The organism is Streptomyces sp. O3, assembly GCF_054788135.1.
This window is the reverse complement of the sequence record NZ_JBTVYK010000007.1, coordinates 1-12,570: the sequence shown is the minus strand read 5'-3', so window position 1 is coordinate 12,570 and position 12,570 is coordinate 1. Positions and strand designations below refer to the sequence as shown.

General features: G+C 73.7%; 9 protein-coding genes and 1 tRNA gene. 7 read left to right on the top strand and 3 right to left on the bottom strand.

The features are described 5' to 3' along the window. Position 1: 1 nt before the first annotated feature. The 5 genes from ACX6XY_RS05805 (at position 2) to ACX6XY_RS05785 (ending at position 5,593) form a co-directional block, all read left to right on the top strand. The gene (locus tag ACX6XY_RS05805; RefSeq protein ID WP_460327109.1) at positions 2-1,033 is read left to right on the top strand and encodes a MupA/Atu3671 family FMN-dependent luciferase-like monooxygenase; all 1,032 of its coding nucleotides are present in this window, start codon (positions 2-4) and stop codon (positions 1,031-1,033) included. Beyond that, positions 1,030-2,415 carry a condensation domain-containing protein gene (locus tag ACX6XY_RS05800; RefSeq protein WP_460327106.1) on the top strand — a complete coding sequence of 462 codons (1,386 nt, stop codon included), beginning with the start codon at positions 1,030-1,032 and terminating at the stop codon, positions 2,413-2,415. Before ACX6XY_RS05805 ends, ACX6XY_RS05800 begins: the two co-directional genes overlap by 4 nt. Then, positions 2,412-3,380, top strand: a complete 969-nt coding sequence (locus ACX6XY_RS05795; RefSeq protein ID WP_460327104.1) for an acyl carrier protein — start codon at positions 2,412-2,414, stop codon at positions 3,378-3,380. The genes ACX6XY_RS05800 and ACX6XY_RS05795 overlap by 4 nt, the downstream gene beginning before the upstream one ends. Positions 3,381-3,421: 41 nt before the next feature. Then, the gene (locus ACX6XY_RS05790) at positions 3,422-4,102 is read left to right on the top strand and encodes a flavin reductase family protein (RefSeq protein WP_460327102.1); all 681 of its coding nucleotides are present in this window, start codon (positions 3,422-3,424) and stop codon (positions 4,100-4,102) included. Positions 4,103-4,180: 78 nt separating this feature from the next. Further along, complete coding sequence (locus ACX6XY_RS05785) at positions 4,181-5,593, top strand: MFS transporter (protein WP_460327100.1); 1,413 nt, start codon at positions 4,181-4,183, stop codon at positions 5,591-5,593. A gap of 86 nt (positions 5,594-5,679) precedes the next feature. On the opposite strand, the gene ACX6XY_RS05780 is transcribed toward ACX6XY_RS05785, so the two are convergent. From ACX6XY_RS05780 to ACX6XY_RS05770, 3 genes are all read right to left on the bottom strand, one after another. Further along, positions 5,680-6,273: a hypothetical protein gene (locus ACX6XY_RS05780; RefSeq protein WP_460327098.1), complete on the bottom strand. Its 594-nt coding sequence runs from the start codon at positions 6,271-6,273 to the stop codon at positions 5,680-5,682. A gap of 98 nt (positions 6,274-6,371) precedes the next feature. Then, positions 6,372-8,255 carry a TerD family protein gene (locus tag ACX6XY_RS05775; protein ID WP_460327096.1) on the bottom strand — a complete coding sequence of 628 codons (1,884 nt, stop codon included), beginning with the start codon at positions 8,253-8,255 and terminating at the stop codon, positions 6,372-6,374. Positions 8,256-8,439: 184 nt separating this feature from the next. After that, a tRNA-Arg gene (locus tag ACX6XY_RS05770) sits at positions 8,440-8,512 on the bottom strand. A gap of 309 nt (positions 8,513-8,821) precedes the next feature. On the opposite strand from ACX6XY_RS05770, the gene ACX6XY_RS05765 reads away from it, so the two are divergent. Then, positions 8,822-10,522: a dynamin family protein gene (locus tag ACX6XY_RS05765; protein ID WP_460327094.1), complete on the top strand. Its 1,701-nt coding sequence runs from the start codon at positions 8,822-8,824 to the stop codon at positions 10,520-10,522. 106 nt (positions 10,523-10,628) lie between these two features. Then, positions 10,629-12,404 (top strand): YfjP family GTPase, encoded by a 1,776-nt coding sequence (locus tag ACX6XY_RS05760; protein WP_460327279.1) that lies wholly within the window; start codon positions 10,629-10,631, stop codon positions 12,402-12,404. Positions 12,405-12,570 lie beyond the last annotated feature (166 nt).

Below are 12,570 nucleotides of genomic sequence, written 5' to 3'. Positions count from 1 at the left end.
GGTGGACTTCAGCCTGATCTTCTTCTCGGGAGACGAGAAGAACAAGTACCGCTTCGTCCTCGAAGCGGCCAAGTACGCGGACGAGAACGGGTTCACCGCGATCTGGACCCCCGAGCGCCACTTCCACCGCTTCGGAGGCCTCTACCCCAACCCCTCCGTGCTCGGAGCGGGCCTCGCCATGGCCACCCAGCGTCTGCAGATCCGCGCGGGCAGCGTCATCCTGCCCCTGCACAGCCCGATCCGCGTCGCCGAGGAGTGGTCGGTCGTCGACAACCTCTCCCGCGGCCGCGCGGGCATCGCCCTGGCCACCGGGTTCAGCCCGCTCGACTTCGCGATCAACCCCTCCGGCTGGGAGGACCGGCGCACCCGCACCTTCGACGCCGTGACCACGCTCCGCGAGCTGTGGGAGGGCGCCCCCGTCTACGTACAGGACGGCCTCGGCAACCACGTCGAGGTCGAGCTGCACCCGCAGCCCGTCCAGCCCGAGCTGCCGGTCTGGCTCACCTGCACCAAGAGCGCGGACACCTTCGAGACCGCGGGCCGCCTCGGCTGCAACGTCCTCACCGCGCTCATCGACATGACCAACGAGGAGCTGGAGGAGAAGCTCGCGCTCTACTACAAGACCCTGGAGGAGTACGGGCACGACCGCGACTCCACCACCGTCACGCTGATGCTGCACACCTTCATCGGCACCGACCTCGACGAGGTCAGGGAGACGGTCTGGCCGCCGTTCAGCGACTATCTGCGGTCCTTCTTCACCGTCATCGACTCGCAGAAGAAGAACCTCGCCCCCGGCGCGGGCGTCCGCGACATCTCCCAGAGCGACCAGGACGAGCTCATCAAGTTCGCCTTCGACAAGTACTTCGAGAAGGGCGCGCTCCTCGGCACCCCCGACTCGTGCGGCGCGGTCGTCGAGCGCTTCCACGGCATGGGCGTCGACGAGATCGCCTGCCTCATCGACTTCGGCGTCGACGAGGACCTCGTCGTCCAGAGCCTGGAGCACCTGAACGAGCTGCGGAGGCGGTACGCGTGACGGGCGACCTCGCCGCGCGCGTCGCGGCCCTGACCCCCGAGCAGCGCGCCCGGCTGCGCGCGGCGCTCCCCGCGGCCCGGCGGCGGCCGGAACTCACGCCGGGCCAGCGGCGGCTGTGGCGCGCCCACCACCAGGTGGGCGGCCGGCCCGTCGACGTCGTCTGCCAGGCCGTCCACCTCACGGGCGCCGCCGTCGACCTCGACCTGATCGCCGACCGGGTGCGCGCCTTCGCCGCGTCCCACGAGGCGCTGCGGACCACCTTCGAGACCGACGGCGACACCGTGCGGCCGGTCGTCCACGACACGCTGCCGCCCCGCCTGGTACGCGCCCGCTGCCGGGACGAGGCCGAGGCGCACGCCCTGGCCAGGAGCCAGGCGGGGGAGCCCTTCGACCTGGCGGCCGGACCGCTTCTGCGCGTGACCCTGGCCGACGGGCCCGCCCCCGACGAGTCCTGGCTGCTGTTCGCCGTGCACAACCTGGTCTTCGACGCCTGGTCGTTCGAGCTCCTGCTCGACGCGCTCGGCGAGACCGGCACCGAGACCGAGGCGGACGCGCCCCCCGGCACCTCCGGCACCTCTGGCGCTCCCGGCACCTCCGGTGCTCCCGGTGCTCCCGGTGCCTTCGGCCGCTTCGCCGCGGATCAGCACGCCTGGGTACGCGGCCCCGAGGGCCGGGCGGCGGCGGCCTACTGGGCGGCCGAGACCGCGGACGCCCCGCCGCCGCTGCCCACCGACCGCCCGCGCACGGACGAGACCACGCGGGCCGGGGCCCGCGTCGGCTTCACGCTGCCCGCCGCCGTCGCGGACGCGATCACCGCGGGCGCGAAGCGCGAGGGCGCCACGGCCTACGCCGGGTGGCTCGCCGTCGCCTGGGCGGCGCTCGCCGAGTTCGGCGGCCGTGACGACGTCCTGCTCGGCACCTTCACCACCGGCAGGACCTCCCCCGACAGCCACGACGTGGTGGGCTACCTGCTCAACGTCCTGCCGGTACGCCTGCGGGGCCCCGGCGACGGCGGTCACCGCGACCGGCTGCGGGCCGCCCGCGACATCACCCGGACCGGCCTGCGGCACGCCGCCTATCCGGGCGAGCTGATCGAGGGCGTCCGGTGCCCGACGGGCACGCATCCGCTCCTCGACGCCGTCTTCGTCTTCGACAACCTCGGCAGCGAACGACGCCGTATCCAGGGCGCGCTCGCGACCTCGGCGGACCTCGACAAGGCGACGGCCCGCTACGACCTCACCCTGGCCGTGTACCCGAGTCCCGAAGGCGTCACGGGCTGGCTGGAGTTCGACACCGCCCGCTACGACGAGGCGACCGTACGCGGCCTGGCCGAGCGCTTCACCGCGCTGGCTGCCGCCGCCGCGCGGGAGGTGGATCAGTGATCACCGCACGACTGTGCGCCCCCGCGTACGAACTGGGGGAGTTCGCCGAACCCGTGACGGAGCTGCCGGAGCTGCTGGCCGACCCCCAGGCCGCCGCCGAACTCACCGCCCCGGACGCCGGGTTCCACACGTACCACTGGTCGGACGCCCCCGTCACCGAGCTGATGGCCCACGCGGTCCGCGGCACCCTCGCCGAGTCCGGCGTACCGGCCTCCGAGATCGACATGGTGCTGCTGGCCACCGACTCGCTGCCCGGGGACCGCTCCGCCCACCGCGATGTCGCCGAACTCCTGGAGGAGACGGGCATCTCGCGCGCGACGGCCGTCACCACGGGCCTGATGGACTGCGCCACCGCCATGGTCGCCGTGGGCACCGCGGCCTCCTACGTCCGCGACGGCTCGGCTCGCCAGGTGCTCGTCCTCTCCGGCGACCTGGCCGCCCAGGCGACGGGCGGCCAGCGGATCGTCGCGGGGGGAGCGGCGATCGCCAGCGACGCGGCGGCGTCCGTGCTGGTCTCCGCCACCGCGAGCGGCCTGCCCGTCCTGGGCATGGCCCACCACTCGGACGCCCGCCTCCACCAGGCCGCGGCCCCCCAACAGCAGCTCCTCTCCCGCGTCGCCGCCCACCGGGAGCTGTTCACCCGCCTCGCGGCCCGGCGGCGGGACGAGGGCGGGGTCGGCGATGTGCGGGCGGTGCTGCCCAGCAACTTCGCGGGCAACGTCCTGGAGCTCTACCTCAGCGACGTCCGCCTCGGCGGCGACCGGCTGTTCCGGGGCAACGTGGGCCGTATCGCGCACTGCCTGGGCAGCGACCCGCTGATCAACCTCGCCGACCGGCTGGCGGAGCGGAAGCACACCGAGCCGGAGGACGGCACGCTGGCGCTCTTCGGCGCGGGCGTCTCCCACCTCGCCGCGGTGCTGCTCGGCGCGGCACCGCTGCCCGCGCGGACGGAGGCAGCGTCCTGACCACCACGACCACCACGACCACCACACCCCCGACCGCGGCCGTGCCCTCGGCGGGTGCCGCGCCTCCGACCGCAGCCGTATCTTCGGCGGGTGCCGCGCCTCCGGACGCGGACCCGGCCGTCCGGTCCGAGGGTGCCTTGGGGCCTGGGGACGCCACGCGGTTCGGGGAGGCCGTCCGGTCCGGGGAGGTCGAGAGGTCCGGGGACGCCTCTGGGGCCGGCCCCGGCGAGGAGCTCCGCTCCGTCGCACGCCGTCTCGCCGCAGGCGTCACCGTCGTGACGAGCGGGACCGGCGACGCCGTGCACGGCATGACGGTCAGCTCGTTCACCACGCTCTCCCTCACCCCGCCGCTCGTCTCGTTCTCGGTCAAGTCCGGCGCCCGCATCCGAGGGCTGATCGAGACCACCGGCGCGTTCGTCGTCAACCTCCTCGCCGCCGAACAGGAGCCGCTGGCCCGCTGGTTCGCCGACCCCGACCGCCCGACGGGCGCGGCCGGGTTCGAGGGCCGGGTCCGGACGGCCGGGGCGCCCGGCGGGGGCCCGCTGCTGAGCGGCGTCGTCGGCTATTTCGCCTGCCGACTCGACCGGCTCGTCGAGGCCGGGGACCACATCATCGTCATCGGCGGCGTCGAGCGGTGCGAGACGCTCCGCCCGGCCACGGTCCCGGCCCTCGTCTTCGCGGGCGGCGGGTTCCACACACTGGCCCCCCGCCCGCCGAGCTGACCCCACCCGCACCCCGCTCCCTCCCGCTCCTGCCCCCGCTCCCTCCCCCTCCCGAACTCCGTTGGAAAGCCAGGACCCATGACCCAGAGCACCGAGACCGCCCCCGCCATCGACGGTGCCCCGCCCGAAGCCACCGGCGCACCGGCCAAGTCCGCGCTCGTCCTCGTCGTACTGTGCGCCGCGCAGTTCATGGTCGCGCTCGACTTCTCCGTACTGAACGTGGCCCTCCCCACGCTCGGGGATGACCTCGGCATGAGCCCGGCCGCCCTGCAGTGGGCGATCACCGCGTTCGCCCTGCCCTCCGGCGGCTTCCTCCTCGTCTCCGGCCGCGCGGGCGACCTCTTCGGGCGGCGCAGGATATTCCTCACCGGCCTGGCGCTGTTCGGCGCGGCCTCGCTCCTGGCCACCTTCGCCTGGGACCCGGCCTCGTTCCTCGCGGGCCGCGCCCTTCAGGGTGTGGGGGCCGCCGCGATCGTGCCCACGGCCATGTCGCTGCTGACCACCACCTTCCCGGAGGGGCCCCAGCGCGACCGCGCGCTGTCCATCTCGGGCACCCTGCTCTCCCTCGGGTTCACGGTCGGCATGGTGCTGGGCGGGGTGCTCACCGACACGCTCGGCTGGCGCTCGACGATGGGGCTGCTGGCCCTCTTCTCGCTGATCGTGCTGCCGCTCGCACCGGGTGTGCTCCGCGAGTCGACGAACCCCCGCCGTCCCCGCCTGGACGTTCCGGGGGCCGTCACCGTCACGGCCGGACTGCTCGCCGTGATCTACGCCCTGTCCACCGCGGCCGACCGAGGCTTCGGCGGTGCCGACGTGATCGCCGCGCTGATCGCCGGGGTGCTGCTGCTCGTGCTGTTCGTGACGGTCGAGTCGCGCACGGCGGATCCGCTGATCTCACTGGCGACACTGCGCCGCCGGACGGTCGCCTGGGGGAACTTGGGCGGCCTGGTCACCCTGTCGATGATGAGCACGGTCGTCTTCGTCATGGGCCTGTACCTTCAGCAGGTCCTGGACCTCTCCGCCTTCCAGACGGGCCTCGTCTTCGGCGTCCAGGGCACGGCCGCGGCCGTGTCGGGCGGCTTCATCCCGAAGGTCGTCGGACGCTTCGGGAGCGGCCCGACCCTCGTCGGCGCCCTCGTCGGCCAGGGCCTGTTCTGCGCCGGACTGCTGGGCGTCGGGACCGCCGGGTGGAGTGTGTGGGTGGCCGTCGTCTGCCTCGCCCTGGCCTGCGTGTGCCACCTCGCCGCCATCATCTCCTACGGCCTGACCGTCACGTCGGGCGTGCCGGACGAAGAGCAGGGCCTGGCCACCGGCCTGGTCACGTCCACGCAGCAGATCGGCATCACCGTAGGCATCCCGCTGCTCGGCGTGCTGGCGACCACCACCGGGGATCTCCTGGAGGGCGTGCACACCGTGATCGCGATCGACGTGGCGATCGTCCTCGGCTCGGCCCTCCTCATCGCGCTCGGCCTGCGCCGCACCCGCGCCTGACCCGTCTCGCCCCGGTGCCGAAGCGGCCCGGTGCCGAAGCGCCCCGAGACGCGGACGGCGGGGCGCCCGAACGAGATGGTGGCCGTTCAGCCCTCGCTGGGGAACTGGGCGCGGGTCCAGAGGGTGAGGTCGCTACTGGTCGCGACGGCCAGGGTGAGACCGGTTGGCGAGAAACCGGCGGTGCGCAGCTCTGAGTAATCGGAGTGGAAGACGTGCCACCAGGTGTCCCCCGCCGCTCCGCTGTTCGCTCCGCCGTCGGCGGAGAGGATGACACGGTGGCGGGGCCAGTCGGGGCTGACGACGTCCACCGTCCAGCCGTCCGGGGTGGTGCTGTGCAGACCGCCGCCGAAGAGACCGGCGACGCGGATCTCGGTGCCTGCGACGGGACCGAGGCCGGGGCAGGCGAGGTCCGGGTGCGCGTCGGGGGTGCTGGTGGCGGGGTCGGGGTCCCGGTCGCGTGCGATCTTCTCGCCGGTGACCGCGTCGAAGAGTCCGTGTCCGTCGTGGGATACGACCATGACGAGGTCGTGTCCGGTGTCCGGATGGACCGCGAAGCCGATGCCGAGCAGGCCGCCGACGGGGATCCTGTGGTCCAGGACCGGCTGCCAGGGCGCCGGGGCCGGCATGACGGGGGCGCCGAGGTAGCGATCACGCCGACGCTGCTGATACTCCGTGATCAACCTGTCTCCTCGGTTCGGTTCACGTTGAGGATCTCGCACGCGGCGCGCCGAGTCGACTCGAATGCAGAGCGGCCGATCTCGGCTGACCGGGACGAGGGTTACGCCACGTCGACGCCGTATCCGCGTACGAGGGTCTCCAGGCCGTGGTCGTAACCCTGGCCGACGGCGCGGAAGCGCCATCGCGGGCCTCGGCGGTAGATCTCGGCGAGGAGCAGGGTGCGTTCGCTGGTGGCGGCGTCCAGGGTGGCCTGGGCCGTGGCCGGAGCGTCGACGCCCGGTGCGAGGGTCATCTGGACGGCTCCGATGTCTCCGAAGGCGGCGGTACCGTCGATGGCGGCGGCGATCGCGATCCTGTGGGCGGCGGGAGGCAGTGCCGCGAGGTCGACGGCGATGGTCTGCTCGGTCGGGCCGTCGCACAGGAGACGGATGGCTCCGTCGGGGCTTTCCGGCGCGCTGTAGAAGACGAAGTCCCCGTCGCAGGAGACCTGCTCGTCCTCGTCGAGGACGAAGGCGACGACGTCGATCTCGCAGTTCGTCTGTTGCGCCCAGGAGGCACTCACGTGCCAGTGGTCGGCGGTGGGAAGGGTGGGGAGATCGATGACTCCGCCGCGCGGCAGGACCTCGGTCATCGCCCTGTCCTGGGCGGGGACGTCGGCCGGTTCGGATGTGGGGGCTCCGAGCCATCCGTGCGCGTGGACCGGAAGTTTCAGCGCGGTGACGCGGGCCATGCGGCGGTCGAGTTCGCCTCCGGGGAAGAGGACGACGTCGGTGACGCTCGCCGAGAGGTTGATCGCGGCGGCCCCGCCCAGCTCGACGACCCTGGCCCGGGCGGCGGACGCCTCCTCGTGGGTGCCGCCCAGAATCAGGACCCGTCGACGGCCGAACGGCTTGGCGGAAGCGGACTGCGTGGGCTCGGGTCGCCTGGGCGTCGGCACGTCCGCGACAGCTGCGGTCGCAGCGGGGGACGGCGTCGGCGTAGTGGGCGGCGCGGCCGGGTTCGTCGCTTCCGGAGCCGTTGCTTCCGGGTTCGTCGCTTCCGGGGTCTTCTTCGGTGGCTGATTCTCGTGCGGTGTTCCGGGACGCACCTCTTCCAACAGCTTGAGGAAGGTGTGTTCGTCGACGACCGTGACGCCTTCGGCTATCGCACGCCGTGCCTTCGCCGAGCCCGAGGCCGCGTCATTGGTGACGAGAGCGCTGGTGTGCCGACTGGCCGACGACATGATGTTCAGGCCGGCGGCGACGGATCGGGCCACTAGCTCGGCCCGTGAGACGGCCGTCTTGCCCGTGATGGCGATCTTCATGCCCTGGACGAGCGGACCGCCGGGTGTCAGGCGGCCCGGGTTCCGGTAGGCGCACGGAGTTTTCGGCGGATTCGGCGCGAACTGCGGATCCTGCCGGGGCGGGCAGGGCACCAGCGGCAGCGGGACGTCCAGCCGTGCGGCTTCGGAGAGGGACGACCGGAAGATCCCCGCGAGGACGCGCGTGTCGTCCAGCGCGTCATGAGCGCTGGTCTGCGGCACGCCGTAGTGAGCGGCCAGCGACGCCAGGCTGAGGTCGACGGAGGGCGGCTCCACACGCCGGTTCAACGCCAGGGTGCACAGTCGCTGGGTGACCGGGAGACAGAGCCGGGCGCGGGCGAACTCATGGGCCAGAAAGTCATAGTCGAACTGCGCGTTGTGCGCCACCATGACGCGGCCTTGCAGGAGCGCTCCGATCCGTCCGGCTACCTGCTCGAAAGTCGGGGCGCCGCTCAGCCGTTCCGCGGTCAGGCCGTGGATGTGCACGGGGCCGGGGTCGCAGCCTGGGTTCAGCAGGGTGGAGTACTCGTCGGTCTGGGTCCCGTCCGGCCCGAAGGTCAGCACCGCGATCGAGAGGATCCGGTCACGCCGGGCGATCAGGCCGGACGTCTCGACGTCGACCAGAGCCCAGTCGTACGCGTAGTCGGGCAGGTGTGACACGTCGAGCGCGGAGGCGAGAGACATGAGGGTAAGGATGATCTGGGCGCGATCACGGCTGCAAGCCGAATGCCGATTTGTCCCCCTTTTTCCTACCGAGGGGGGCCGCCCCGAGACTTCGGGCCGCTTTCGGGCCGGACGGCCGCCAGGGGCCTCTTAGGGCCGGCTTCGGCCGGACGGAACAAGTGATCCGCGGTAATCCGCGGTAAAGCGCCCCCGGCAGGACTCGAACCTGCGGCCAAGTGCTTAGAAGGCACCTGCTCTATCCACTGAGCTACGGGGGCCGGACGGTGGCAGGTGGCCCGGTGGGTTCCGGTGTGGCCGGTCCGGGGCTTTGCCGGGGACCAGGATAGGGCTCCCGAGGCCCTGTCCCTGGTGCTTCGCCTCCGCGGCACGGTGTGGAGGTTCGGTGAAGCGGTCCCGATAATCGCAGGCAGGTGCGAATCTCGCATCGCTTTCGGCACCTCGTGCCACGGGTGTTGTGCAGTCGTTATGCCTGCGCCCCAGTCACCCCGCATGTCTCGAGTGTCCGATCGGCGCGCAGGGGCGGTTATATCCTTCAGAATGTCGCCAAAATTGGGCATTCTTCGCATGTGGTGACCTTGGATGTACGGCCTCAGCTGCTCGACGCTCTGTCCACCCTGCGTGACCGTGTCGCCGCCGCGCGCCTTCCGCTTCCGCTGGACGGGGCCGCACGCGCGCGTGTAGACCGGGACGAGCTGCTCGCACAGCTCGACGACTATCTGGTGCCCCGCCTGCGCCAGACCGAAGCGCCCCTGCTCGCGGTGATCGGCGGGTCGACCGGGGCGGGGAAGTCGACGCTGGTCAACTCGCTGGTGGGGCGGCAGGTCAGCGAAGCGGGGGTGCTGCGGCCGACGACGCGTACCCCGGTGCTGGTCTGCAACCCCGACGACCACCACTGGTTCGCGGGGCTGCGGGTGCTGCCCGAGCTCACCAGGGTGTGGATGCCGCATCGGGAGCCGTCGGAAGAGGGCGGGGCCCGCGCGGGGGCCGAGGAGGCGGGCGGCGCGCCCCGCCGGGCCGCCGGTAAGGCAGTCGGGAAGGCCGCCGGTAAGGCCGCCGGGAAGGGGAGGGCGGCGGGCGGCGCGGCCGGTGAGCGGGTGCTGCGGATCGAGACCGCGGCGACCCTGCCCCGCGGGCTCGCGCTCCTCGACGCGCCCGACATCGACTCGCTCGTCGCGGAGAACCGGCAGCTCGCCGCCGAGCTGATCTGCGCCGCCGACGTGTGGGTCATGGTGACCACCGCCGCGCGGTACGCCGACGCCGTGCCCTGGCATCTGCTGCGTACCGCCAAGGAGTACGACGCGACCCTGGTCACCGTCCTGGACCGGGTGCCGCACCAGGTCGTCGCCGAAGTGTCACGGCAGTACGCGGCGCTGCTCACCAAGGCGGGTCTCGGCGAGGTCCCGCGCTTCACCATCCCCGAGCTGCCGGAGTCCACCGGCGGCGGCGGGCTGCTGCCCTCCACCGCGGTCGCGCCGCTGCGCGCCTGGCTCACCCACCGCGTCCAGGAGCCCGCGGCCAGGGCCCAGACCCTGCTCCGTACCGCGAACGGGCTCATCGAGTCACTGGGCGCCAGGATGCCCGCGCTGGCGAGTGCCGTGTCCGCGCAGCACGCGGCGGGCGTACGGCTGACCACGGCCGTCGAGGAGGCGTACGCCAGCGAGCACGCGCGCGTACGGGGCCGTCTCCAGGCCGGAGCGGTGCTCTCCGGCGGCGCGCTCGGCCGGTGGCGCAGCTACCCCCTGGACTGCGGCGCGGGCGAACTCCTGGACGCCGTGGTGGAGAGCCTGGCGGCGCTGCTGGTGTGCGCGGTGTCCTCGGCCGACGAGCGCGTCGACGAGGCCTGGCGGCACGAACCCGCCTCCTGGGCACCGGAACTGACCCGCCGGGAGCCCGACGAGGAGAGCGCCGAGCACCGCATCGGCCTGGCCGTACGGCGCTGGCGGCGCGTCATCGAGGAGTACGCGGAAGACGAGCTCCGGGACCTGGAGAACCCCCCGGACGGCGAGGCGGTCGCGGCACTCCTGGCCACGGCCCTGCTGGGCGGGCGGCGGGCCCGTTCGGCGGGCGAGACGCTCGCCGAACGGATCGGCGCGCACGGCGCGCTGCGGCTGCGGGACCGCGGCGGCCGCCTGCTCACCTCGTATGTGGAGAAGGTCCTGCGGGCCGAACGGGTCCGCAGGCTCGCCCCGCTCCACGCCCTCGCGGTCCACTCCGAACCCCAGGCCGAACTGATCGCCGCGCTGTCCGTACTGCAGAAGGAGAGGTGACGCGGTGACTGCCGTCACTGACCAGACCGGCGGGCACAAGCCCGCGAACGACGCGCGCGCGACGGGCGACGACGAGCACGCACGCGTGGCCGCCGATGAGGAGCACGTGCGCGTCGCGGGCGGCGCGCAGGAGGGAACTGCGGGCGAACGGGCCTGGGACGACGGGCTGATCGCCCGCCGAGCGGGCGACGGCGCCGGGAACCAGCCGCCGTCCCAGGACCAGGACCAGGGCCAGGGCCAGTTCCGGTCTCGGCTCCCGTCCGCCGCGCACGGCCCGCAGGGGAACACCGCGTACGCCGCGCCCCTGCGCGCCCGCCTGGACGCGCTGCGCGAACTGGTCGGCCTGTCCCGCACCCGGCTCGACGGCCGGACCCTCGCCGAGGCCGGGCGGGTGCTCGACCAGGCCGCGGCCCGCCGGGAGCTCTCCGACCGGCACACCGTCGTCGCCATCGCGGGCGCCACCGGCAGCGGCAAGTCGTCCCTGTTCAACGCGCTGGCCGGGGTGGCGATCTCGGAGACCGGCGTGCGCAGGCCGACCACGGCGGCACCGCTCGCCTGCAGCTGGACGGACGGTGCGGCGGGCCTCCTGGACCGGCTCGGCATCCCCGGACGGCTGCGCCGCAGGCCGGTGCAGAGCCCGGCTCAGGGCGCGCCCCTGGACGGCCTGGTCCTGGTGGACCTGCCCGACCACGACTCGGCCGCGGTCCAGCACCGCGAACAGGTGGACCGCATCCTCACCCTGGTGGACGCGGTGATCTGGGTCGTCGACCCCGAGAAGTACGCGGACGCCGTCCTGCACGAGCGCTACCTGCGGCCGATGGCCGGTCACGCCGAGGTCACCTTCGTGGTGCTCAACCAGACCGACCGGCTGCCCGGCGACGCCGCCGACCAGGTGCTCGACGACCTGCGCCGCCTGCTCGACGACGACGGCGTCGCACTCGGCGAGCACGGCGAGCCAGGCGCCACCGTCCTCGCGCTGTCCGCGTTCACCGGCGACGGGGTCGGCGAACTCCGCGACCTGCTCGGCCGGTTCGTGGCCGAGCGCGCCGCGCCCGCCCGCCGGATCTCGGCCGACCTGGACGCCGCCGCCGCCCGGCTGCGCCCGGTGTACGCGGCCGGGCAGCGGGTCGGCCTCAGCGAGCGGGCCCGCGAGGACTTCGCCGACCGGCTCGCCGACGCGGTGGGCGCCACGGCCGCGGGCGAGGCGGCGGAGCGGGCCTGGCGCCGGAACGCGGGCAAGGCCTGCGGCACCCCGTGGCTGCGGCTGTGGCGCTGGTACGAGGCCCAGCGCACCGGCGGCGGCGTCCCGCGCACGGCGCCCGCCGCCCCGGCCGACGAGGAGCCGACGGCACGTCAGCGGGTGGAGCAGGCGGTACGCGTCGTGGCCGACGAGGCGGCGGCCGGTCTGCCCGCGCCGTGGGGCCAGTCCGTACGGGACGCCGCGGCGCGGGGCGCCGAAGGGCTGCCCGAGGCGCTGGACGAGCTGGCGGTGCGGGACGCGGCGCCAGCCAGTCGGCCGCCGAGGCCCGGCTGGTGGCCGATGGCGGTGCTGCTGCAGGCGTCGATGACGCTGCTGCAAGTGGTGGGCGGGCTGTGGCTGGTCGGACAGATCGTCGGGGTCTGCGCGCCGAACCTCGGTGTGCCGGTGCTGCTCATGCTGGCGGGGATCGTGGGCGGCCCGTGCGTCGAGTGGGCCTGCAAGATGGCGGCGCGCGGCCCGGCCAGGCGGTACGGGCTGGAGGCGGAGCGGCGGCTCAGAGAGGCGGCGTCCGGGTGCGGGCGGGCACGGGTGCTCGATCCGGTGGCGGCCGAGCTGCTGCGGTACCGGGAGGTGCGCGAGCAGTACGTACGGGTGACGGGGTTGTCCACAACCGGCCGGTAGTCCACAGGGCTGAGCGGGCTCGGGGCGTGCGGGTGCAGTCTGGGGCCGCGGGGGGGGGGGCGGCCCCCCCCCCCCCCCGAACCCGGGCGGGGGTCGGGATGATCGACACCATGGTGTCGCGGGTGGGGAACCTCGCCGCGGGGCCGCGGTACCCCCCGCACCCCCC

What these genes read in the sequence shown, in the direction of transcription:
- ACX6XY_RS05775 (WP_460327096.1), bottom strand. Translation starts at nt 8,255, where the DNA reads ATGTCTCTCGCCTCCGCGCTCGACGTGTCACACCTGCCCGACTACGCG.
- ACX6XY_RS05785 (WP_460327100.1), top strand. Translation starts at nt 4,181, where the DNA reads ATGACCCAGAGCACCGAGACCGCCCCCGCCATCGACGGTGCCCCGCCC.